Source organism: Spirillospora sp. NPDC048824 (genome assembly GCF_043198455.1).
Taxonomy (GTDB): Bacteria; Actinomycetota; Actinomycetes; order Streptosporangiales; family Streptosporangiaceae; genus Spirillospora.
The window spans coordinates 494,208-517,298 of record NZ_JBICUS010000002.1 but is presented as its reverse complement, the minus strand read 5'-3'; the positions used below and the strand labels follow the sequence as shown (position 1 = coordinate 517,298).

16 protein-coding genes are annotated in these 23,091 nt (G+C 72.9%); 10 read left to right on the top strand and 6 right to left on the bottom strand.

Translation table 11 applies throughout. The annotated features are described in order from the left end of the window. Window positions 1-80 precede the first annotated feature (80 nt). The 6 genes from ACGFIS_RS05770 (at window position 81) to ACGFIS_RS05745 (ending at window position 7,770) form a co-directional block, all read left to right on the top strand. The gene (locus ACGFIS_RS05770; protein WP_392969742.1) at window positions 81-731 is read left to right on the top strand and encodes an MBL fold metallo-hydrolase; all 651 of its coding nucleotides are present in this window, start codon (window positions 81-83) and stop codon (window positions 729-731) included. Then, window positions 728-1,441, top strand: a complete 714-nt coding sequence (locus ACGFIS_RS05765; protein WP_392969739.1) for an HAD family hydrolase — start codon at window positions 728-730, stop codon at window positions 1,439-1,441. Before ACGFIS_RS05770 ends, ACGFIS_RS05765 begins: the two co-directional genes overlap by 4 nt. A 188-nt stretch (window positions 1,442-1,629) precedes the next feature. After that, window positions 1,630-1,833 (top strand): PspC domain-containing protein, encoded by a 204-nt coding sequence (locus tag ACGFIS_RS05760; RefSeq protein ID WP_392899928.1) that lies wholly within the window; start codon window positions 1,630-1,632, stop codon window positions 1,831-1,833. A gap of 156 nt (window positions 1,834-1,989) precedes the next feature. Beyond that, window positions 1,990-5,982, top strand: coding sequence for a hypothetical protein (locus tag ACGFIS_RS05755; protein WP_392969736.1), 3,993 nt, complete (start codon window positions 1,990-1,992; stop codon window positions 5,980-5,982). 106 nt (window positions 5,983-6,088) lie between these two features. After that, window positions 6,089-7,180, top strand: a complete 1,092-nt coding sequence (locus ACGFIS_RS05750) for a winged helix DNA-binding domain-containing protein (RefSeq protein WP_392899938.1) — start codon at window positions 6,089-6,091, stop codon at window positions 7,178-7,180. An 89-nt stretch (window positions 7,181-7,269) separates the two neighbouring features. Beyond that, the gene (locus ACGFIS_RS05745; RefSeq protein ID WP_392899940.1) at window positions 7,270-7,770 is read left to right on the top strand and encodes a hypothetical protein; all 501 of its coding nucleotides are present in this window, start codon (window positions 7,270-7,272) and stop codon (window positions 7,768-7,770) included. Between the two features lie 12 nt (window positions 7,771-7,782). On the opposite strand, the gene lysX is transcribed toward ACGFIS_RS05745, so the two are convergent. Further along, window positions 7,783-11,034, bottom strand: coding sequence for a bifunctional lysylphosphatidylglycerol synthetase/lysine--tRNA ligase LysX (gene lysX / locus ACGFIS_RS05740; protein WP_392969817.1), 3,252 nt, complete (start codon window positions 11,032-11,034; stop codon window positions 7,783-7,785). Between the two features lie 344 nt (window positions 11,035-11,378). On the opposite strand from lysX, the gene ACGFIS_RS05735 reads away from it, so the two are divergent. Genes ACGFIS_RS05735 through ACGFIS_RS05725 form a run of 3 tightly spaced genes read left to right on the top strand, consistent with a single transcriptional unit; the run spans window position 11,379 to window position 16,787 of the window. Beyond that, complete coding sequence (locus ACGFIS_RS05735) at window positions 11,379-13,556, top strand: serine/threonine-protein kinase (protein ID WP_392969733.1); 2,178 nt, start codon at window positions 11,379-11,381, stop codon at window positions 13,554-13,556. After that, on the top strand, window positions 13,556-15,277 hold the full coding sequence (locus ACGFIS_RS05730; RefSeq protein WP_392969730.1) for a serine/threonine-protein kinase: 1,722 nt from the start codon (window positions 13,556-13,558) through the stop codon (window positions 15,275-15,277). The genes ACGFIS_RS05735 and ACGFIS_RS05730 overlap by 1 nt, the downstream gene beginning before the upstream one ends. 22 nt (window positions 15,278-15,299) lie before the next feature. Beyond that, on the top strand, window positions 15,300-16,787 hold the full coding sequence (locus ACGFIS_RS05725) for a serine/threonine-protein kinase (protein WP_392899948.1): 1,488 nt from the start codon (window positions 15,300-15,302) through the stop codon (window positions 16,785-16,787). 12 nt (window positions 16,788-16,799) lie between these two features. Here ACGFIS_RS05725 and ACGFIS_RS05720 read toward each other — a convergent pair whose 3' ends face one another. The 5 genes from ACGFIS_RS05720 to ACGFIS_RS05700 all read right to left on the bottom strand — a co-directional run bounded on the left by ACGFIS_RS05720 (window position 16,800) and on the right by ACGFIS_RS05700 (window position 21,168). Continuing rightward, on the bottom strand, window positions 16,800-17,411 hold the full coding sequence (locus ACGFIS_RS05720) for a two-component system response regulator (RefSeq protein WP_392899951.1): 612 nt from the start codon (window positions 17,409-17,411) through the stop codon (window positions 16,800-16,802). Window positions 17,412-17,514: 103 nt separating this feature from the next. After that, on the bottom strand, window positions 17,515-18,180 hold the full coding sequence (locus ACGFIS_RS05715; RefSeq protein ID WP_392901423.1) for a response regulator: 666 nt from the start codon (window positions 18,178-18,180) through the stop codon (window positions 17,515-17,517). 67 nt (window positions 18,181-18,247) lie between these two features. Beyond that, window positions 18,248-19,600 (bottom strand): sensor histidine kinase, encoded by a 1,353-nt coding sequence (locus ACGFIS_RS05710; RefSeq protein ID WP_392899953.1) that lies wholly within the window; start codon window positions 19,598-19,600, stop codon window positions 18,248-18,250. Window positions 19,601-19,714: 114 nt separating this feature from the next. Further along, on the bottom strand, window positions 19,715-20,362 hold the full coding sequence (locus ACGFIS_RS05705) for a response regulator (RefSeq protein WP_392899956.1): 648 nt from the start codon (window positions 20,360-20,362) through the stop codon (window positions 19,715-19,717). Then, entirely contained in the window at window positions 20,359-21,168 is an 810-nt protein-coding gene (locus ACGFIS_RS05700; RefSeq protein ID WP_392899959.1) for a sensor histidine kinase, read from the bottom strand. The genes ACGFIS_RS05705 and ACGFIS_RS05700 overlap by 4 nt, the downstream gene beginning before the upstream one ends. Window positions 21,169-21,464: 296 nt before the next feature. Here ACGFIS_RS05700 and ACGFIS_RS05695 point away from each other — a divergent pair, with 296 nt between their 5' ends. Then, the gene (locus ACGFIS_RS05695) at window positions 21,465-23,018 is read left to right on the top strand and encodes a Rieske 2Fe-2S domain-containing protein (RefSeq protein ID WP_392899962.1); all 1,554 of its coding nucleotides are present in this window, start codon (window positions 21,465-21,467) and stop codon (window positions 23,016-23,018) included. The last annotated feature ends 73 nt before the right edge of the window (window positions 23,019-23,091 follow it).

Below are 23,091 nucleotides of genomic sequence, written 5' to 3'. Positions count from 1 at the left end.
CGTGTTCTATCAACGGGGTTCGGGCCCGGTCAATGGGGCCGGGCACCCGGTGTGGGAAACCGGCGTGGGAAAATCGCCTGATGCTTCTCACCAAACTCGGACACGCGTGCGTCCAGATCACCAAGGACGACCGGACCATCGTCATCGACCCCGGCGCGTTCAGCGGGGCGTCCGGAGCCCTCGCCGCCGCCGACGCCGTCCTGATCACCCACGAGCACTTCGACCACTTCGACGCCGACGCGCTGCGCGCCGCGATGGCCGAGCGCCCCTCCCTGGAGGTGTGGACGTCCCGCGTCGTCGCCGGGAACCTCGCCGACCTCGGCGGGCGCGTCCACCAGGTCGGCCACGGCGACGCCGTCACGGTCGCGGGCTTCGACGTCCACGTCTACGGCGAGGACCACGAGATCATGCACCCCGACCTGCCGCCGATCCCGAACGTCGGGTTCCTGCTGGACGGCGAGGTCTTCCACCCCGGGGACGCGCTGACCGTCCCGTCCGAGCCCGTCCCCACGCTGTGCCTGCCCGGCAACGCCCCCTGGATGAAGGCCGTCGACCTGTACGAGTACACGCGGGCCGTCGACCCTGGGCGCGCCTTCGCCATCCACGACGGCCTGCTCAACGACATCGGCCTCGACGTCATGAACCGCATCATCGCCGGGGCCGGGAAGGAACTCGGCAAGGAGTTCACCCGCCTCGCCCCCGGCGCCTCGGCAGACCTGGCCCGCCCGTGACGCCGCCCCCGCCCCTGACCCCGCCCCTGACCGGGGACCTCCGGACTCCCCGCCCCGTTCAGGCCGTCTTCTTCGACATCGGGGAGACGCTGATCAACGAGGGGGAGATCTACGGACGCTGGGCCGACTGGCTGGGCGTGCCGCGGCACACGTTCCTCACCAAGCTGGGTGCCGTGCTCGCCACGGGCGGCACCCACATGGACCTCTTCGAGTACTTCCGCCCGGGTTTCGACCTGAAGGTGGAGCAGCGCGGCCGCCTGGAGGCGGGCGTCCCGAACGGGTTCGGGCCCGACGACCTGTACCCGGACGCGCGCGCCTGCCTGTCCGGAATCCGCGACCAGGGCCTCTACGTCGGGATCGCGGGCAACCAGCCGGTGGAGGCGGCCGAGCAGATGGCGGCGCTCGGGCTGGACGCCGACGTCGTCGGGATCTCCGACGTGTGGGGCGTCCAGAAACCGTCGCACGAGTTCTTCGAGCGCTGCGCGCAGATCGCGGACGTTCCGCCCGACCGCGTCCTGTACGTGGGGGACCGCATCGACAACGACGTCCGTCCCGCGCTGGCGCTCGGGATGCAGGCGGCGTTCCTGCGGCGCGGCCCCTGGGGGCACATCCAGCAGGACGCCGAGGCCCTGCGCGGCTGCCTTTTCGTCCTCGACGACCTGGCCGGCCTCCCGAATCTCGTCGCCGGCCACAACACCGGCCGGCCGTGACGAGGCCCTTAACGTGACGAGGCCCTTAAGGGGCATCCCCTAATCCCGGAGTAGGGGATGCGAACGGTTCGAGCGACTGATGTGACGCGTCTCGTCCGGCTCGTAGCGTGGAGGGCATGGACGCGAATTCCGCGACCTTGTCCGCCGCTCGACGTTCACCGCTCGACGAATCGGGGAGAGAAGAACTCATGAACGGTCTCTATCGTCCGCGCCACAACCGGATGATCGCGGGTGTCTGTGCCGGGCTCGGGCACCGGTTCGGCATGTCACCCGGGACCGTCCGGCTGCTGTTCGTACTGTCGTGCCTGCTGCCCGGCCCGCAGTTCGTCGTCTACCTCGTGCTCTGGGTGATGATGCCGAACGAGGACCGCTACATGGCGAGCACCCGCTAGGCAAGATCATTGATAGTGCTTGGCCGGGCCCGCCCATAGGTGTTAGATCGTGGCACCACCATCGGACTTTTTCATCCGGCCGAGCGGCAGGCTCAGCCCGTGCGACGGCCGAGGATGTGAGAGGTTCGTTCCCCCGTGGGAAGGGAAGGAGCCACGGTGCCTGACGAGGGCCCGGGTCCCGGCGGGTCTCCGGGCGGGGCGACGCCCGCCCGCACCCCCCGGGGGCTGCCCCGTGCCGCGGACGAGTCCGCGCGCGAGTCCGAGCACGCGGCGCGGCTGCTGCGGTTCCTGCGCGATCTGGCGCGGGCCCGCCGGCGACCGTCCCGCGACCTGGCTTCCCACGACCACGTCCACTGGCTGTCCGAACTGCCCGGCGACGTCTACGTGGAGACGGACGCGGGGCCCGGCGACGTCCTGTTCAGCGTGCCGGTCATCCCGCTGACGCCCCCGGTCGTCCTGGACGAGTTCGACGGCTGGCTCGCCCTGCGCAACTGGTACCGGATCCTCCGCGACCTGGCCGGGCAGGAGGTGGTGCTCGCGACGGGCCTGCTCGACTGGCGCCCCGCCGTCCACGACCATCTGCTGAACACGCCCGTGCGCATCGTCGTCGACGAGCGCACCGACCGCATCGACGTCGTCCTCGCCGGGCGCACGAGCCTGCGCGACCGGGAACTGCTGTCCGGCCATCCCGGCTACCGTCCCGCGGACCGGGTGTCGGACGCCGTCCGTGCCGGGCAGGGCTTCGGGCTGAACACCTCGGCCGGCGACGTGCTGCGCGAATGGTGCGTCGCCGCGCTGAACACCCCCGCCGACTACCGCGAGGACTGGGCGCCGGACGCCGGCGCCGCCTCGCCCGCCCCGCGCCTGCGGCTCGCGCCCGCCCTCGTCGTCCGCCCGCCGGGCCGCCGCGCCGTCGCCGACCACCACGCCCGGCTCCTCGGCCTCCTGTCCGGCGGTGTCCCCGAGGGGCTCGCGCGGCTCGTGTCGCCGTCCAGGAAGACGCACGTCATGCATGTCCCCGAGCGTGCGCCGGAGACCGTCCCGGACCTGCTCGCCGGCCTGCTCGCCCGCGGCCACCGCGTGCTGGTCGCCACGTCCGGCGCCACCGCGTCGGGCGCGATCCGCGCCGCGCTCCCACCCGGCCTCGCCGGCCTCGCGGTCGCCGACCCGGCCGTCGCGGGCGACGCGGCGAACGAGCTCCTCGCCCGCACCGGCGCCCCCGACGTGGACGCGCTGGCCGAACGGGAGAAGAACGCCGCCCGGGAGGTCACCGAGATCGGCGAACGCCTCCGCGCCGGCACCGGCCAGGAACCGGACGGGCCGCGTGAGCGGGAGAGGGCGCAGGCGCCCGACCTGGCATGGATGCCGGTCCGGCCGGAGATGCCGCCGGGGCCGCCGATCTCCCGCTCCGAAGCCGCCGAACTCGTCGTCCTCCTCGCGGAGGAGACCGCCGAACGCAAGGCCCGCACCGCGCAGCGCGACGTCGACCCCGGCGCGCTGCCCAGCGCCGCCTACGTCCGCACGCTGATCGAGGCGGAGACGGCGGCGGCCGAACGCGCCGAGCGCTCCAAGACCGACCTGTCCCGCCGGCTGCGCGACACCGACGTCACCTTCCTGGCCCGCCTCGACGGCAACGCCTCCGTCGTCGCCGCCGCACTCCGCGACCTCGGCCTGGACGGCGACCCGGGCGGCTGGAACCCCGCCGACCTCGCCGTCCAGGCGTTCGGCGACGCCCTCGCCGACCGCCGGCCCCTCATCTGGTCGCGGGTCGCCGAGATGACCGCCCGGGCCCGGTGGGCGGAAGGCGCACTGGGGGAGATCGGCGGCCACACCATCGAGCTCCCCGGCAACGCGGACCTGCGCGGCCTCGCCGCGGCCGCGCACGACCTGCGCGCCCACCTCGCCGGCGGCGGGACCCTCAAACGCGGGCCGCTCCGCTCCTCCGCGCAGCGCCAGGCCGAGCCCCTCCTCGCCGGCGTGAAGGTCGACGGCGCCGCGCCCACCACACCGGAGCTGCTCGACCTCGTCCACACCGACCTCATGGTCCGGATCACCTGCCGCGAGCTGCAGTACGTGTGGGAGGCCGCCGGCATCTCCTTCCCGGCGGACCTCCCGCCCGCCGAACGCGTCGCGCGTTTCGTCCGCGCCCACGCCCGCCTGGGCCGCATCCGCGACGCCATGGCCGCCGTGCACGAGACCAGGCAGCTCCTCGACCGCTCCGGCCTCGCCATCCCCCTCGGCCACCCCCACCAGTGGCACGGCTACGTCACCGCGCTCCGCAACGCCCTGGAGGGCCTCGGCGTCAGCCGGGCCGCCGCCGACCTCGACGCCCTCCGCGACTCGATCGGCCCCGTCGACGACGACGATCCCTCCGAACTCCGGTCCACCCTGGCCGCCATCGACGCCCGCGACGCCGCCGCCTACGGCCGCGCCCTCGGCGCCCTCGCCGAGGCACGGCACGAACGGTCCCGCCAGATCCGCTGCGAGGAACTCCTCGCCCGCGTCCGAGCCGTCCACCCCGACCTCGCCAACCTCATGATCGCCACCGACGGCGACGAGGTCTGGCACTCCCGCACCCCGCGCTGGGACGAGGCCTGGGCCTGGGCCCGCACCGCGGCCCGGCAGACGGTCCCGGCCGAAGAACGCCTCCGCACCGCCCTGGCCGAGGCCGAGGAGCGCCTCCGGGCCGTCCGCGCCGACCTCACGGCCGCCCGCGCCTGGGCCGCCGCGCTCGCCGCCGTCCCCGCGTCCCCCGCCGGCCCGTCCGACGTCGTCCCCGCCTGGATCCTCCCGCTCTGGCGCATCCCCGAGACGCTCCCGCCCACTCCCGGCTCCTTCGACGTCGTCATCGTGGACGGCGAACACGAGGCCGGCGCCGAAGCCCTCTTCCTCCTCTGGTTCGCCCCCCGGATCATCCTCGTGGGCCCACCCGGCCCGGACCTGCCACCGCTGGAGGGCCCGCCCCCGCCCACGCTCCTCCCACGCCACCTCCACGGCGTGATAACCCCCACGACCGCCCTCTTCACGGCCCTGACCATGGAACCCCCGCCATTCGAGGAACCCACGGCGTCCGAGGTCCCCACGGCGTCCGAGGTCCCCACGGAGTCCGAGGTCCCGGCTGCGCCCGAGGTCTCGCCCAGGGCCGCGGCATCCACACGACCCGGCGACACCGCCCCGGACCCGGGAATCCCCACGTCCGCCTCGAACGCCCCGCCCCAGCGGCTGGACGCACGGGCCAGGGACCCGCGGGCCGGAGCCGCCCCGCCCGAGCCGACCGCGGCCCCGCCCGCACCGAGGCCCGCCGAGCCCGCTCCCAGCGCTCCTCCCGCTCCCCCCGCACCTCCCGCTCCTACCGCGCCATCCCGGCGTGGCGGCAGGCCCGTGGCGGACCCGGGCATCCCGCCGCGGCGGCCGGATGCCCGCGGCCGCGATTCGCGTACACCCGGACAAGACCCCGGCACCGCGAAACCGGAGCCGACAGCCCCGTCTCCGTCTCCGTCACCGGCGGGTCCCGCCCTGCCGCCTCGCCGCCTGGACGCTCCGCGCTGGAACGCACGGGTTCCGAACCAGGGTCCAACCGCCACGACCCCGGAGCCGGAGCCGCCCGCCCGGCGTGAAGGCGCCCCCGCGTCCGGTTCGGACGTTCCACCCCGGCGGCCGGAGCGCGGCTCCGGTCCGGGCGCCACGCCTCGTGATCCGGGCCCGCCCGCGCCGGGCCCCCGGGTGCCGCCTCGGCGGCTGGACGCTCGCGGCGGCGCGCCCCACACCGCCGGTCAGGGCGAACCGCAGCCGCCCACCGCCCCGGCCCAGCCCCCGAACGTTCCCGCTCTCTGGGGTAGGCCGGGCGGGCGGCCCGGGACGGAACCGCCGGGGCCGCCCGAGCCACCGAGGCCGCCGAAGTCGCGGCCGCCCGAACCCGTGGCAGAGTTCGCGCAGGTCAGGCGCGGACAGTCGATCGTCACCTACAAGCGTCCCGAGCTGGTCGAGATAGTCGGACGCATCGCCGCGCGCGAGCCGGACCTCTCGGATGAACAGATCATCGAGCTGGTGCGACGCCTCCTCGGATGCCCCGAGGACGAGGAACTCCTCGTCGGCGCCCGGCTCCGCTACGCCGTGGAGGCGTACCGCGAACAGTCCGGCGACGCCTGACCGGCCATGGGAGTGAACCGGCCGGAGGGTAAAGGCCAGCCATAGGAATAGAGCATTCCGTTCTGGTATATTGGAACGGAACAGTTCGTTCTCTTTTGGGGTCGTGATGCGGATACTTGATCGCCGGACGCTGAACCGGGCGGCCCTGGAGCGGCAGCTCCTCCTGAAACACTCCCACATGCCTGTCCGTGACGCGGTCGCGAGGCTCGTCGCCATCCAGGCCCAGGAAACCAACATGCCCTACTTCGGCCTGTGGGCAAGGCTGGCCGGTTTCCGCCACCACGAACTCACCGACTTGATGACCGACCGTTCCGTCGTGCGCGGCTCGATCCTCCGCGGGACGCAGCACATGGCGCTTGCCGAGGACTACCTGTGGCTCCGTCCCCTCATCGGCGACAGCATCCTGCGCGGGCGGCAGGCCGCGTACGGGCGCGTCACCAAGGACTGGGACCTGGACGAGCTGGCCACCGAGGCCCGCAGGCTCCTGGACGGCCGGACCCTCACCCGCCCCGAGCTCGCCCGGAGCCTCGCCGAACTCTGGCCGGGCCGCGATCTGCAGGCCCTCGGGTGGTCGGCGCAGGCACTGCTGCCCATCGTCCACCCGCCGCCCCGGGGCACCTGGAACACCGGCGGCGCCACCCCGTTCGCCCTGGCGGAGGAGTGGATCGGCCAGCCCCTCCACGACGCCGCCCCCGACCGCCTGATCCGCCGGTACCTCGCCGCGTTCGGGCCCGCCTCGGTCAAGGACTTCCAGATGTGGTCCGGCCTGCGCCGCATGGACGCCGCCTTCGCAGAACTCCGCCCGGCCCTGGAGGTCTACGAGGACGAGAACGGCGTGGAACTCTTCGACCTCCCCGACGCACCCCTCCCGGACCCCGACGTCCCCGCCCCCGTCCGCTTCCTCCCCTACTTCGACAACCTGATCCTCGCCTACGCCGACCGCACACGCCTGATGACGGACGAGCAGCGCAAGGCCGTCTGCGTGGGTGCGATAACGAACCCCACGCTCCTCATCGACGGGCGCGTCCACGGCATGTGGACGCTGAAGCACGACAGGAAGGCCGACCGCGCCGACCTGGCCATCGACCTTTTCGCCCCCCTTCCCGACGGTGCCGCCGTGGAAGAGGAAGCCGCGCGCCTCCTGCACTTCGCCGCGCCCGACGCGTCCCACACCGTCCGGTTCAACCTCCGGTCGTGATCCAACCCGCCGGGAAGCGGGCCGCATGGCGGGGAGCGGGTTTGCTGAATCGGTGTGTCGTGTCGGTGTTCGTCTGTACAAATGTCTGCGTGACCGAATGGGGCGAGGACGCGCTGGCGGGTCTGCGTGCCGCCGCGCACCGGGGTGACGGGGCAGCCGGATACGAGTTGCTCCGGGTGCGCCCCCTCGAACCGGTGCTGCAGTACGCGGGGGACGTGCTCGTGGCCGCGCTCGCCGAGCGCGTGGCCGGCGCGGAGTCCCTGGCCCGTGAGTGCGTGGATCGGCTCGGCCGGCGGGACCATCCGGGGGACGCCGAGCTGGCCGGCGAGGTCGCCGACGCGCTGGGCGCCCACCCCGGTTCAGGACTCGTGGAGCTGACCGCCGACCTGGGGGCCGTGGCGGCGGCCATGGACGGCGGGCTGCACATCCTGGACGTCGCGCGAGGCGATGTCCTCCCCTTGGACGAAGGGGAGGACGGCATCCCGATCCCGCCGTGCGCCCTGCCGGAGGGGGAGGACGCGCGGCGGGGCGCGGCGCGGCGCTGGCTGGCCGGGCAGGGGTTCCGGCCTGCTCCGCGAGGGGCGCTCTAGTTCCGCGAGGGATCAGGAGCCGGGGCGGACCAGCGGGAACGGGATCGTCTCGCGGATGCTGCGGCCGGTGAGGGTGATCATGAGGCGGTCGATGCCCATGCCCATGCCGCCCGCCGGGGGCATCGCGTACTCCAGGGCGCGCAGGAAGTCCTCGTCCAGTTCCATGGCCTCGGGGTCGCCGCCGGCGGCCTGGAGCGACTGCTCGGTGAGCCGCTTCCGCTGGAGGATGGGGTCGATCAGTTCGGAGTAGGCGGTGCCGAGTTCGAGGCCGAAGACGATGAGGTCCCATTTCTCGGCGAGACGCGGGTCCGCGCGGTGCGGGCGGGTGAGCGGGGACGTCTCGGCCGGGTAGTCGCGGACGAAGGTGGGCGCCGTCAGCCCCTCCTCGATCAGCGACTCGAACAGCTCCTGGACGATCTTGCCCTGGCCCCACTGCGGGTTGAAGTTCAGGCCGAGGCTCACGGCGAACGACCGGACGGTGGCCACAGGCGTGTCGGGGGTGATCTCCTCACCGAGGGCCTTGGAGACGGACTCGTAGACGGTGATCTCCTGCCACGGTTCGGCCAGATCGTACTCGACGCCGTCGCGGACGATCACGGTGGTGCCGAGGGCCGCGCGGGCGGCGTCCACGACCAGAGAGCGGGTCAGGGCGGCCATCGTGTCGTAGTCGCCGTAGGGTTCGTAGGCCTCCAGCATCGTGAACTCGGGGTTGTGCTTGGGGGAGACGCCCTCGTTGCGGAAGTTGCGGTTCAGTTCGAACACGCGGCCGACGCCGCCGACGAGGAGGCGCTTCAGGTACAGCTCGGGTGCGATGCGCAGGTAGAGCTGCATGTTGTAGGCGTTGATGCGGGTGGTGAACGGGCGGGCGGTGGCGCCGCCGTGGACGGGCTGCAGCATCGGCGTCTCGACTTCGAGGTAGCCGCGTTCGCGGAGGCCGTCGCGGACGGCGGCGACGGCGTCGCCGCGCATCCGGAGCATCCGGCGGGACTCGTCGTTGACGATGAAGTCGACGTACCGCTGCCGGACGCGGGCCTCCGGATCCGACAGCCCGGCGCGCTTGTTCGGCAGCGGCCGCAGGCACTTGGCGGCGAGCCGCCACGAGGACGCCAGCACCGACAGTTCACCGCGCCGGGACGTGACGACCTCGCCTTGGACGCCGACCTGGTCGCCGAGGTCGATCAGCGTCTTCCAGTGGCGCAGGGACTCCTCGTCGAGGGCGTCGGCGGTCAGCATGACCTGCAGGTCGGCGGTCTCGTCCCGCAGGGTGACGAAGATGAGGCGGCCGTGTTCGCGGGCGAGGACGACGCGTCCCGCGATCGCCACGCGGCAGCCCGTGCGGGTGTCCGGTGCGAGGCCGGGGAATCGGGAGCGGATGTCGGCGGCGAAGTCGGTGCGTTCGCAGCCGAGCGCGTAGGGCTCCATCCCGGCGTCGCGGATCTGGTCGAGTTTGGCGTGCCTGACCCGCTCCTGCTCCGACAGCCGGCGCTGCGGCGCGCGGGCCGCGTCGGCGGCCTCCTCGATCCGCTGGATCTCGTCGACGAGGTCGGCGGACGGGGCCATGGCGGCGGCCCGGTCCAGCTTGGGCCGGTTCAGGTTCGGCAGGAACCCTTCGGCGCGGGCGTAGGCGAGGCCCAGCCGGACGAGGTGACGGCCCTGCATGTAGCAGATGTAGCGGGGACGCCAGTGGGGCAGGTACTTGGCGTTCGACAGGTACAGCGATTCGAGCTGCCAGAACTTCGACGCGAACGACAGGAACCGGTAGTACAGGCGCGCGACGGGACCGGCGCCGATCTGGGAGCCGCGCGCGAACGCGGCGCGCAGCATCGCGAAGTTCAGCGAGAGCTGCTGCGCGCCGACGGCGGCGGCCTTCTCGGCGAGCTTGGCGACCATGTACTCGTTCAGCCCGTTCTCGGCGAGCCGGTCGCGGCGCATCAGGTCCAGCGACAGCCCGGCGCGTCCCCACGGGACGAAGCTGAGCAGCCCGCGCAGGTCGCCCCCGGCGTCGAACGCCTCGACCATGACGCAGCGGCCGTCGGTCGGGTCGCCGAGGCGGCCGAGGGCCATGGAGAAGCCGCGTTCGGTGTCCTCGCCGCGCCACGCGTCGGCGCTGCGGATCAGCTTGGCCATCTCCCAGGCGGGGATCTGCGAGTGCCGCCGGATCCGCACCGAGTACCCGGCCCGCTCGACGCGCCGGACGGCCTGGCGGACCTGCCGCATCTCGCGTCCTTCCAGGTTGAAGTCGGTGAGGTCGACGACGGCCTCGTCGCCGAGTTCCAGCGCGTCGAACCCGTGCCGGCGGTAGATGTGCGCGCCGCGTTCGCCGACGCTGACCGCGCCGGGGATCCAGGCGTGGGCGCGGCACTCCTCCAGCCACGCCTCGATCGCCTGGTCCCACGATTCGGGGTCGCCGAGCGGGTCGCCGCTGGCCAGGGAGACCGAACCCTCCACCCGGTAGGCGATCGCCGCCTTACCGTTCGGTGCGACCATGATGTCCTTGTCGCGGCGCAGCGCGAAGTAGCCGAGGGAGTCCTGGTCGCCGTACTCGGCGAGCAGCGTGCGCGCCGCCAGCTCCTCCTGGGCGCTCAGGACGGGGTCCTGGCGGCCCGGCCGGAACATCGCCCAGAACGTGACGATCAGCAGCCCGGTCCCGAGGACCCACAGGATCGCGTCGACCCAGAACGGCACGTGGACGTCGATCGGCTTGCCCGTCACGCGCGGCCCGAGGACGGTCTGGGAGATCGCGTAGACCGGCTGCGTCCAGAAGGCGCCGCTGAGGTCCCGGTCGGTGACGGTGACCAGGAGCGTGCCGATTCCGCAGGTCACGACCAGGAGGCTGGTGAAGACGAGGGTGGCGAGCCGGCGGTTGGCGCGGTCGGGCAGCGTGGTGAACTGCCCCCGCGCGCTGATCAGCAGGGCGAGGACGGCGAGGTAGACGGCGGCGCTGACGATCAGCCCGACGGGGGTGCCCTTGTCCGGGTTGAGGATCGTCGTCAGGACGGCGGTGACGCCGAGCGCCGTCGGCAGGCAGAAGATCAGGATGAGGATCCGCCAGGCGGCCTTCTTGCGCCGCCGGATCCCCATCGACAGCAGGATCCAGACGAGGCCGATGGGCACGCTCGGGAACCAGCCGAGGTACCCGATCCAGCGCAGCGCCCAGATATCGGCTATCTCAAGGATGAGACCATAGGAGACCCAGGCGAGCAGCGACAGGATCCCGGAGAGACGGGTGTACCAGAAGAAGATCGTCGGCGCGGACTGGATCAGCCGCCCCCATTCGCCCCGCAGGCCGCCCCCGCCCTGCGGGTCCTTCCCCGCCGCCGTCCCCCGGTCGCCGCGCGGCGCGGTCCTGTCGCTCGCAGCGGGGTCCTTCGCAGCGGGGTCCTTCGCACCGGGGTCATTAGCAACGGGATCGTTCGCAGTGGGATCGTTCACAGCGGGGTCGTTCACAGCGGGGTCATCAGTAGCGGGTGTCACGTCCACCATGCTTCCGTCCGTACGGGTGGGTACTGCGGCGAACCTCGGCGTGACGCCGGACGTCGTACGGGTAGGGGGATGTGGCTTGCAAGCTCGGTCCAAGGTTGTCAGCAAAAGTCGATATGGTCGCGGATATGCCAAGTGAACCCACCGGTGAGCGATTGCTCGCCCGCCGTTACCGACTGGTGACCCAGGTCGGCCGGGGCGGAATGGGGACGGTCTGGCAGGCACACGATGAGGTCCTCGGTCGTGATGTCGCGGTGAAGGAGGTCATCCTCCCGCATGGTCTCACCGATGAGGAACGCGCCGTCCACCATAAGCGCACGTTCCGTGAGGCCCGTACCGCCGCGCGGCTCGGCCATCCCGGCGTCGTCACCGTCTACGACGTCGTCGAGGAGGACGACCGGCCCTGGATCATCATGGAGCTCATCAAGGCGCGCTCCCTCGATCAGGTGATCAAGCAGGACGGGCCGCTGGAGACGCGCCGCGCCGCCGAGATCGGCCGGCAGATGCTCGCCGCGCTGCACGCCGCGCACGACGCCGGCGTCCTGCACCGCGACGTCAAGCCCAGCAATGTGCTCATCACGGGTACGGGGCGGATGGGCGAGCGTGCCGTCCTCACCGACTTCGGCATCGCCACCGCCTCCGGCGACGCCACCCTCACGCAGACCGGGCTGGTCATGGGCTCGCCCGCCTACATCGCTCCCGAACGCGCCCGCGGCCGCGTCGCCGGCCCGGCCTCCGACCTGTGGTCGCTCGGCGTCACCCTCTACGCGATGATGAACGGCAAGTCGCCGTTCGAACGGTCCGAGCCGATGGCGGCGCTGGTCGCGGTGATCTCCGACGAGCCCGACCCGCCGCAGAACGGCGGCCGGCTCAACCCGGTCATCGACGGGCTGCTGCGCAAGAACCCCGACCAGCGGATGGACGCCATCGAGGCCGGCGCCCTGCTGGACGAGATCGTCCGCCGGGAGACCGTCGACACGCAGCGCACCATGGCCGTCGAGTTCTCCATGGACGAGCTCCCCGGCGCCCAGCCGGCGGCCCCGGCCCCGGAAACGCACGGGCCGGGATCACACGGGCCGGGATCACACGGGCCGGGATCACACGGGCCGGAGTCGTACGGGGCGCAGCCGTATGCGGAGGGATACGCCGAGCCCTACCCGGAGACGTACGCGCCCGACCAGCCGATCCCCGGGGAGATGGACGACCCCGGCGGCGCCACGAGCGTCGACCCGGTCCGTGGGGCGGCCGGCCCGGAGGCGTCCGAAGCCCGCCCGGACCAGCTGACCAGCTTCGACATCCCGGCCGGCAAGTCCGCCAGAACCGGAAGGCCCGGCGGCGCCGGCAAGGGAGGCGGCACCGGTGACGGGGACGGCGCGAAGGCCGGCCCCGGCGAGACGGCGCCCGACCCGGACCGCGTCTCGTCCTGGCGCTCCGGCCGGCGGACCAAGCCCACCGGCGGCGCGGTGCCCGCGGCCCACGGGTCGCCGGGCCACGGCGCCCCGAGACACGGGCCCTCCGGCGATGCGGGCTCAGGTCACGCGGGTTCGGGCTCAGGTCACGCGGGTGCAGGTCTCGGGGGCCTCGACCACGGGACCGCGACGCACTTCCCGCCGACGACGCACGCGACCGGGCGCCCGGCCCTGGCCTCCAACCGGAACGTGCTGGTCATCGCCGTGGTGGTGCTGATCGTCATCGTGGTCGTCGCGAGCATCGCCCTCGCGAACGGCGGCGGCGACGGCGGGAAGAAGGCCCGCAACGAGGGCGCCACGACTCCGGTGACCGGCGGCGACAACGTGTCCGCCACCGCGACGTCCGCGGAACCGAGCGCCACGGCGAGCGGGGGGCTGCCCGCCGGCTTCACGATGCACGAGGACCGCAGCGGCTACTCCGTGCCCGTCCCGGAGGGCTGGAGCGGGCCGGAACGCAAGAACGGCGGCGACTACTTCTACTCGCCCGACCGCAAGGTCTACATCCAGATCGACCAGACCGACGACCCGGGCGACAGCGCGATCGACGACTGGCGGCGGCAGGAGCGCGGCGGTTCCGGCTGGCCCGGCTACGACCTGATCGGGATCGAGCCGACCGGCGACGAGCCGCCCGTCCCCGACACGGGCGACGGCGACGACTCGGCCGACTGGGAGTTCACCTTCGACGGCGCAGGCGGCCGCCAGCACATCCTCAACCGGGGCTTCGTGACGGACGGGCACGGCTACGCCATCCTGCTGCGCGCCCCCGACAAGGACTGGGACAAGGTGCTCTCCGATCTCCAGCCGGTCTACCGGTTCTTCGAACCCGCGGACGACTGATGGAAGGCCGTGTCCTGGCGGGCCGGTACCGGCTCGAGTCCGTGGTCGGACGTGGCGGCATGGGCACGGTCTGGCGCGCCCGCGACGAGACCCTCGACCGGGACGTCGCCGTCAAGGAGGTCGTCCTGCCCGCCGGGCTGAGCGACGACGAGCGCGACAACCGGCACCGCCGGACGCTGCGCGAGGCCCGCGCGTCGGCGCGGCTGAACCATCCGGGCGTCGTGACCGTACACGACGTCGTGGACGAGGACGACCGGCCATGGATCGTCATGGAGCTGGTACGGGCCCGTTCTCTCCAGGACATCGTGGACGAGGACGGGCCGCTGCCGCCCGGCCGCGTCGCGACGATCGGGCGGCAGGTCGCGGGGGCGCTGCGCGCCGCGCACGCGATCGGCATCCTGCACAGGGACGTCAAGCCCGCCAACGTGCTCGTCGCGGACGACGACCGGGCGGTCCTCACCGACTTCGGCATCGCGCAGATGGCGGGGGACGCGACGCTCACCGGCACCGGCCTGATCATCGGGTCGCCCGCGTACATGTCGCCGGAGCGGGTGAACGGCGACCCCGCGATCCCCGCGTCCGACCTGTGGGCGCTCGGCGCCACCCTCTACGCCGCGACCGAGGGCAGGGCGCCGCACCATCGCAGCGACGCGATGGCCGTCCTCGCCGCCGTGATGACGCAGGACGTCCCGCCGCCGAAGAACGCGGGCCCGCTCGCGCCCGTCCTCACCGGCCTGCTGGAGCGCGACCCGGTCCGGCGGCTGAGCGGCGACCGCGCCGAGGAGGCCCTCAAGGCGATCGCCTCCGGTCACGCCGCCGGCCTGGCCGCCGCCCAGATCGCGTCGGGCGAGGCGACGACGGCGGACCCGGCCGCGGATGCCGCCGCACCCCATGCCGCCGCCGCACCCCATGCGGCCGGGCCGCAGCCGCCGCCGGGACAGCCCGTCCCAGGCCCGGTCCCGGAAATGACCGCGCAGTACCCGCCGGGACCGGGCACCCAGTGGACGCCCGGCCACGCGCCGCCCGCGCCGCCGGCCGCGTCCGGGACGAGGCGGAAACGGTCGGTCGTGCCGCCGATCCTCGCCGGAGCCGCCGTGGCTGCGGTGATCCTGGCCTCGGCCGGGTTCCTGCTGTGGCCGGACGGAACCTCCGGCGGTGGACCGGGCGCCTCGCGGCAGCCGACGACCGTCGCGAAGCAGTCCGCGCCGGACACGCCCACCCCACCGGCCACGTCCCCGTCGGCGTCCCCGGCGAGGTCGGGCGCCCAGGGCCGCAGGCCCGTCCCGGACGGGCTCGTCCCGGCGCGCGGCCCCGGCTTCACGATCGGCGTCCCGCGCGGGTGGCAGCGTTCCGTGCGAGGCAACAGCGTCGTCTGGAACGACCCCGCGAGCAGCGCCTACGTGCAGGTCGACCGGACGCCGTGGTCGGGCGACCCGTACGACCACTGGCTGATCTGGGAGCGGCAGGCCATCGCCGACGGGAAACTGGCGAACTTCAACCGGATCTCGATCACCCGCACGACCGTCGCCGGCGTGCCCGCCGCCGACATCGAGTTCACCTGGTCCCGCAGCGACGGCGCCGCCCGGGCGCGCGACCGCGGAGTGGTCCACCAGGGCAGGCCGTACGCCGTGGTGGTCGCGGTACCCGCGTCCCAGTGGAACGAGAACGAGGCACTCGTGAACAATGTGCTCGACACGTTCCGTCCCTCCGGGGTGGGATGACCGACGGGGGGACCCTCCAGCCATGGCACAGGCACGTCTGCTCGGTAACCGCTACCGGCTCGACTCGGTGGTCGGCCGCGGCGGCATGGGCACCGTGTGGCGCGCCTTCGACGTGATGCTCGACCGCGAGGTCGCGGTCAAGGAGGTCCTGCTGCCGCCGGGCCTCAACGACTCCGAACGCGCCGTCCTGTACGAGCGGACGTTCCGGGAGGCGCGGGCGTCGGCGCGGCTGAACCACTCCGGGGTGGTGACCGTCCACGACGTGGTGGAGGAGTCGGACCGCCCGTGGATCGTGATGGAGCTGGTCCTCGCTCCGTCCCTCCAGGATCTGCTGGACCGGGGTCCGATGGAGCACCGCCGCGTCGCCGACATCGGGCTGCAGATGCTCGGCGCGCTGCGGCACGCCCACGAGAAGGGGATCCTGCACCGCGACGTCAAGCCCAGCAACGTGCTGATCACCGACGCGGGCCGGGTCGTGCTCACCGACTTCGGCATCGCACAGGTGGAGGGCGACGCCACCCTCACGCAGACGGGCCTGGTCATGGGTTCGCCCGCCTACATTCCGCCGGAGCGGGCGCAGGGCGAGCGTGCGGTGCCGGCGTCCGACCTGTGGGCGCTGGGCGCGACCCTGTACGCGGCGGTGGAGGGCCGCTCACCCTACGAGCGGTCGGACGCGATGTCGTCGTTGCAGGCCGCGCTGACCGAGCCGGTCCCGCCGCCGCGCAACGCCGGGCCCCTCGCACGGGTACTGGACGGGCTGCTGGCGCGCGAGCCGGTCAACCGGATGACGGCGGCGCAGGCGCAGCCGCTGCTCACCCAGGTGGCGCACCTGCCTCCGCCGCCTCCGCCGCGCTCGTTCCGCCCGCTCCCCTCGCCGGCCGGTGAGACGCTGACGGACGACCCTCCCGGCCGTTACCGGCCCGGCGGCCCGGCCGATGACGCGTCGGAGACCGTGCTCGACCCGGACGAGCTGAACGCGATCACCCGCCGCGACCCGGGCGAGCCGGAACCGATCACCCGCGACGACCCCGGCCGGTTCGGCGACCCCGGCCAATTCGGCGGCCCCGGCCAGGGACAGGGCGCCGGCCAGGGACAGGGCGCCGGCCAGGGACAGGGCGCCGGCCAGGGACAGGGCGCCGGCCAGGGACGGAACGAGAACGGCTCGGCCTACGCGCCCCCGCCGCGTCACGGTCGCGATCAGGAGGCACGGACGTTCCTGGAGACCGAGTGGGTGCCGCCGCCGTCCGGGTCGCAGCCGTCTCAGCAGGGCCTTCCCGCGCAGACCCCGCCGCCGTGGGAGCAGCCGCAGCAGTACACGAACTGGCAGCAGCCCCCTCCGCCGCCCGTCCACGGTCCGATGGGCGACCGGGTGGAGCGCCGCAAGACGGTCCTGGTCGTCACGATCGCGGTGATCCTCGTCGTGGCGGCCGTGCTGGCGGGCGCGTTCATCCTGCGCGGCAAGCTGAGGACGGGCACGGCGGCCCAGGTGGCCGTGATCCAGCCCCGGTGACCTGCGCGCCCGTCAGCCGCCCGCGGACAGGGCGTCCAGTGCGAGACGCAGGTCGGCGACGTGGTCGTCGAGGTCGCCGGCCGGCTCGCCGGCGCGTATCCGGGCCGCGTCGTCCTCGACCCGCTGGAGGCGCTCGTCGAGGGCGGACAGGAACCGGTCGCAGCCCGTCAGGACACCGCCGCCCTCACCGTCCGCGTGGGTCTGCCGCAGCAGCTTCGCCTGCCGCTGCAGTTCCAGGTGGCGGCGGTGCAGGTCGACGAACACCGAGACCTTGGCGCGCAGGAGCCACGGGTCGAACGGCTTGGTGAGATAGTCCGCCGCGCCGGCCTCGTACCCCTGGAACGCCTGCTCGCCGGACGCTCCACCCGCGGTGAGGAAGATGATCGGGATGTCGCGGGTCCGCGGCCGGGACTTGATGTGCCGCGCGGTCTCGAACCCGTCCATCTCCGGCATGACGACGTCGAGCAGGATCAGCGCGAAGTCGTCGTTCAGCAGTTCCTTGAGAGCCGCCTGACCGGAGGTGACCGGCACGACGTCGACCGGGAGGGCGTCGAGGACGGCCGCGAGGGCGGTCAGGTTCTCCTGCCGGTCGTCGACGGCCAGGATCCTCGTGTCGTTCGGCACCGGACTCCTTCGCGTCCATGACGGCCTGTGCCGTCGACCCTGTCATGCCACCCTGTCATGCCCCGGCGGACGACAACAGTGAATCGCCCCAGAGTAAGAATTTCTAGGGCAGCCAGCCCGGTTTGACCAGCCCCGACTCGTAGGCGAACACCACGAGCTGGGCGCGGTCGCGGGCGTGGAGCTTGACCATCGTCCGGCTGACATGGGTCTTCGCGGTCGCCGGGCTCACCACCAGCCGGGCCGCGATCTCCTCGTTCGACAGTCCCTCCCCGACCAGCGCCATCACCTCCCGTTCCCGCTCGGTCAGCGCGTTCAGCCGCGGCGACGGCGCGGGCTCCTTCGCCCGCGCGGCGAACTCGGCGATCAGCCGCCTCGTCACGCTGGGCGACAGCAGCGCGTCCCCGTCCGCGACGGCCCGCACGGCGTGGATCAGCTCCACCGGCTCGGTGTCCTTGACCAGGAAGCCGCTCGCGCCGCCGCGCAGCGCCTCGAACACGTACTCGTCCAGCTCGAACGTGGTGAGGATCACGATCTTGACGCCGTCGAGCCGGTCGTCGGCGGCGATCCGCCGGGTGGCCTCCAGGCCGTCCAGGCCCGGCATCCGGATGTCCATCAGGATGACGTCGGGACGCAGCCGGCGCGCCTGCGCCACCGCCTCCTCGCCGTCGCTCGCCTCTCCGACGACCTCGATGTCGGGCTGCGCGTTCAGGAGCGCCTGGAATCCGGCGCGGACCAGGACCTGGTCGTCGGCCAGCATGACCTTGATGATCGAGCCGCCCTCATCCGGCGCTCCACCAGAGACCCGCATGTTCAGCCCCTCCGAGGGTGAGAATGGCTCATTGCGTCCCCTTTCCGGGTGCCGCGGTGTCCTCCGCCGCGGTGTCGCCGGCCGCGGTGTCGCCCGCCGGCTCCTCGGTCAGGGGGAGGCGCGCGTGCACCCGGAACCCGCCGCCGGGCCGCGGCCCGGCGTCGAACGCGCCGCCGAGAGCCGCCGCCCGCTCCCGCATGCCCCTGATCCCGCTGCCGCCCGGATGGTCGTCCAGGAGGGACACCCCCCGGCCGTCGTCCTCGACCCGCACCACGATCTCGTGTTCACCGTAGGCGATCTGGACCCGCGCCGTCACCGGGCCGGGCCCGGCATGGCGGGTCACGTTCGTCAGCGACTCCTGGACGATGCGGAACGCGGCGAGGTCGGTGCCCGCGTGCAGCGGACGGCGGTCCCCGGTGATCTCCACCTCGACGCGCAGTCCGGCGGAGCGGGCGCGGGCCGCCAGGTCCTCCAGCCGGTCGAGGCCGGCGGTGGGAGTCCGGGGCGCGGTCTCGCCCTGCGACCGCAGCGCTCCGATCACCCCGCGCATCTCGGTGAGCGCGTCCTTGCTGGCATCCTTGATGGCGGCGAGCGCCGTCCTGGCCTGCTCGGGATTCTCGTCCATCAGATGCAGAGCCACCCCCGCCTGCACGTTGATCATCGAGATGTTGTGGGCGAGGACGTCGTGCAGCTCGCGGGCCATCCGCAGCCGTTCCTCGCTGGCCTGGCGGCGTTCCTCCTCGGCGCGGATGCGGGCCGTCTCGGCGGCGCGCTGCGCGCGCATCCGGATCAGCTCGGCGGTGACGAGCACCACCAGCGCCCAGCCGGTGACGAACGTCGCGCCGACGAAGGTCGGCTCCTCCACCGGGAACGCCCCGCCGGAGCCGCGTTCGGCCACCGGGACGCCGATCAGGGACGTCAGGGCGAAGTAGGCGGCGAGGGCGATGCCCGTCCCCGCCCAGGTGACCAGCCGGTGCCCCGCGACGATCGCCGCGAGCATCGCGACGGCCAAGGAGAAGATCACCGGGCCGTAGGTGTAGGCGCGCAGCAGGTAGAGGGCCGTCACCGCCGCGGTCGCGCCCAGCGTGAACACCGGATTCCGGCGGCGCAGCAGAAGCAGTGCCGGGCCGGCCAGGAGGAGACCGTAGCCGAGCGGGTCCAGATCGGTGTGGCCGATGTCGGGTCCGCCGCCCTCCGCCCACGGCGGGCCGGACGGCTCGCCCCCGCGCCCGCCGCCCCCCGGCCCGTCGCCGCCGTGCTCCGCGCCGACCGACCCGAAGATCTGGAAGACCGCGAGGAGGACCGGGACGACCCACACCGGCCACAGGGCGGGACGCGGCCAGTGCGGCCGGACCGGGCCGTGCGGCGGTGAAGTGCTCATGCCTGCACGTTAAGTCATCGGGATCCGGATTCACGTCGGACGTGGGGAGTGTGCGCCGCTACTCCCCGGGACGTACCCGGACGGCCCGTCCGGGTACGTCCCCGCTCACCGTGCTCAGCCTGCGAGCCATTCCCCGGTCTCCACGCTGACCAGGCCGTTCCTGGCCGCCGCGATCACCGCTTCCCGCTGCGAATGCACACCGAGCTTGCTCAGCACGCTCTGCACATGGCTGCGCGCCGTGCTGCGCGTCACCCCCATCGCCTTCGCCAGCGCCTGCGTCGACTCGCCGCGCACCAGCCGGGTCAGCACCTCGCGTTCACGCGGGGTCAGGAACCGGGCGACCTGCTGCGCCTGGTTGCGCGGCCGCGCCGGACCGCGCCGGGTCACCTGATCGACGACGACCTCGCCGTTCGCGACCCTGCGCAGCACGGTGAGGATGTCGCCGGCCTGCTGGCCCTTGTGGGCGAACCCGCGCACGCCCACCGCGATCCCGGCGTCCAGGACCGGCCGCTCAAGGAACCCGGTGAGGACGACGAAGTCCGTGCGCGGGGAGGCCGCCCGCAGCCTCGGCATCCAGTCGAGTGCCGTCCCTGACGGGAACTGCAGGTCGATCAGGCAGATGTCGGGCTGCCTGGCCCGCAGCGCGGGCAGCGCGTCCGCGGGGGAGTAGGTCACCCCGACGACGCTGTGCCCGGCGTCCGCCAGCACCAGCGACAGCGACTCGGCGAAGACCGCGTGGTCATCGCAGATGATCATTCTCATGGGTGGCGCCGCCAGTCGTCGGCGTGCGGTTCGGCCGGCCCGGTGCCCGCGGCCGGCGCGGTGTTCATCGGCGGTGCGGTGTCCGGTGGCGGTGCCGCGGGGAGCCGCATCCGCACCCGCGCGCCGCCCATCTCGCACGTACGGATCTCCAGGCTGCCGCCGTGGCCGGAGATGAGGTCGTGGACGATGCCCAGCCCGAGCGACGCGAGCCCGCCGCGCCGCCCGCCGTGCGCGGCCCCGCCCGGACGCGTCTCCCGGACCGCACCGAACCCGGGCCCGTCGTCATCGACCTGGATGACGATCCAGCCGCGGTCCGTCTCGACCCGCACGTTCACCCGCCGCTCGGCGACGCGGCACGCGTTGTCGAGGACGTTGCGGACCGCGCGCCACAACGCGACCGGATCCATGTGCGCCCAAGCCTCACCGCCGGTGAAGCACACCTCGTGCCGGGTGGCGAGACGCATCCCGGTGACGACCTCCGCGGTGAGGTCGTCGACCCGGATGCGCTCCGGGCCGGGCAGCGGCCGGCAGTCGTCCTTGTCCGGGTCGTCGTCCTCGTCGAGCCGCCGCAGAAGATGGTCGAGCCACCGGGTCTCGCCGAGGAGCTGCTCGACTCGCGCCCGGCTGCCGTCGCCGACGTCCTCCGCGACGACGACCGCCGACGCCAGCATGATGATCGTGCCGAGTTCATGCCGGATGTCGTGCTGCAGCCGCCTCCGCCACAGGACGTCCTCCCCGTGGCCGGCGGCCGCCCCGCCCGATTCGCCGAGGTCCCTCCGCGGACCCGAATCCGCAAGCGTCCCCACGCCCGCCGGAGACGACCGAGACCGCCCGTTGTTCATGAGAACCCCCGTCTGCTATTCCAGCACCCGTCTTAGACGGTCACCCCTGCGACCTGCGGATGTCCAGAGAATTGACCACAACAGACCAGTGCATGTCCACTTCTGGACATGCAGTTGGGCGGCGCAAACTTTTCCCATTGTTGAGGCGTCTCAGCCGGGATAGTCGATTTCTGTCCTCGCCTTTCTTTCATGCCTACGGCGTAGTCGCTTTGCGTATTCCTGCGGGTGTGCCGGCGCGCCCGTGGAGAGACAGTCTCCACATGCCGAAGGTCACATTTCTCGGACATGCGGGGGTCGCGGTGGACGCCGCCGCGTTCCACCTGCTCGCGGACCCGTGGCTCGCGCCGGACGGGGCGTTTCTCGGTGCCTGGCACCAGTATCCGAGAAACGATCACCTCGATGTCGCCGCGTTGCTGGACGCCGACTGGGTCGCGGTCTCGCACGAGCATCTAGATCATTTCGATCCATGGGTCCTCGACCGGCTTCCGGAACGGACCAGAATCCTCATTCCGCGCTATCCGGGACCGGCCTTCCGGGAACGGATGACGGCCGCCGCGGGCGGACGCCAGGTAATCGAGTTGACTTCGTGGGAGAAATTCCCGCTCGACAATCGAGGCTCCTGGATCACCGCGATTCCGGAACTCTCCCCGATGTGCCATGACGCCGCCTTTCTCATCGTCGCCGACGGCCGCGGAATCCTGCACTGCAACGACGCCCGCCTCACTGCCGCGCAGGCGCGCCGCGCCAAGCACCTGGCGGGCCGGCTCGACCTGATGGCCGTGCAGACGTCCGGCGCGTCCTGGCATCCGATCTGCTACGAATACCCGCCCGCCGAGATGGCCAGGGTCTCCATGGACAAGCGGGTGTCCAAGCTCCGTGCCGTGCAGCGCCTCGTCCGGCAGACCGCGCCGGAGCTCGCCGTCCCGTTCGCCGGCCCGCCCTGCTTCCTGGACGCGGAGGTCCGCCACCTCAACTGGGTCCTCGACCAGCGGGAAGGCGCGTTCTGCGACCCGGACGTCTCCACCGCCTGGCTGCGCGAGCACCTCCCGCAGCAACGCTGGGACTACTTCAAACCCGGTGACGTCGTCGACCTCGACACCGGCGAATGCACCCGCGACCCCGTCTCCGCCGAGTTCTCCTTCGCCGACGCCGCCGAATACCTCGACCGCTACGCCGCCGACCGCGCCCCCGCCATCGCCGAGGTGGTGGCCGGCCATCCCGACCCCGGCCCCGACCTCTACGACCGGTTCGTCGCCCACTTCGAGTACCTGGGCGGCCTCAGCGACTACTTCCTCCGCCAGATCGCCATGACCGTCCGCTTCGAGGTCACCGGCCCGAACGGCGGCGTCTGGGACGTGGACTTCTCCCCTGACGGTGTCACCGTGTCCGAAGCCTCCCCGGACGTCCGTCCCCACTACCGCGTCACCGCCGCGGGCCGCTGGATCGACGGCATCCTCACCGGCCGCCTCGCCTGGGAGGACCTCCTCATCTCCTTCCGCGTCAGCCTCTACCGCGACCCCGACGTCTACAACGACTACCTCGTCGGACTCCTCAAGCACGCCAACGCGCCCGCCCTGATGGCCGTCGAGGACTACGAGACCGGACGCGACGAGAGCGAACGCATCACCGTCGAATGCGACGGCAGCCGCTACGACATCCCCCGCTACTGCCCCCACGCGGGCGAAGACCTCTCCGTCGGCGCCGTCGTCCGCGACGGCCAGATCCACTGCCTCGCCCACAACTTCGCCTTCGACCTCGCGACCGGCGAATGCGTCAACGCCCGGGCCGCCAACCTGACAAGCCGCCTGTCCTGATCGGGAGTCACCCCTCCGCCACGCCCGCCCGCGCCGCGTTCTCGCGGCGCGGGCGGTTGAGCGCGGAGACCGG

What these genes read in the sequence shown, in the direction of transcription:
- ACGFIS_RS05770 (WP_392969742.1), top strand. Translation starts at nt 81, where the DNA reads ATGCTTCTCACCAAACTCGGACACGCGTGCGTCCAGATCACCAAGGAC.
- ACGFIS_RS05760 (WP_392899928.1), top strand. Translation starts at nt 1,630, where the DNA reads ATGAACGGTCTCTATCGTCCGCGCCACAACCGGATGATCGCGGGTGTC.
- ACGFIS_RS05750 (WP_392899938.1), top strand. Translation starts at nt 6,089, where the DNA reads ATGCGGATACTTGATCGCCGGACGCTGAACCGGGCGGCCCTGGAGCGG.
- ACGFIS_RS05735 (WP_392969733.1), top strand. Translation starts at nt 11,379, where the DNA reads ATGCCAAGTGAACCCACCGGTGAGCGATTGCTCGCCCGCCGTTACCGA.
- ACGFIS_RS05730 (WP_392969730.1), top strand. Translation starts at nt 13,556, where the DNA reads ATGGAAGGCCGTGTCCTGGCGGGCCGGTACCGGCTCGAGTCCGTGGTC.
- ACGFIS_RS05725 (WP_392899948.1), top strand. Translation starts at nt 15,300, where the DNA reads ATGGCACAGGCACGTCTGCTCGGTAACCGCTACCGGCTCGACTCGGTG.
- ACGFIS_RS05710 (WP_392899953.1), bottom strand. Translation starts at nt 19,600, where the DNA reads ATGAGCACTTCACCGCCGCACGGCCCGGTCCGGCCGCACTGGCCGCGT.
- ACGFIS_RS05705 (WP_392899956.1), bottom strand. Translation starts at nt 20,362, where the DNA reads ATGAGAATGATCATCTGCGATGACCACGCGGTCTTCGCCGAGTCGCTG.
- ACGFIS_RS05695 (WP_392899962.1), top strand. Translation starts at nt 21,465, where the DNA reads ATGCCGAAGGTCACATTTCTCGGACATGCGGGGGTCGCGGTGGACGCC.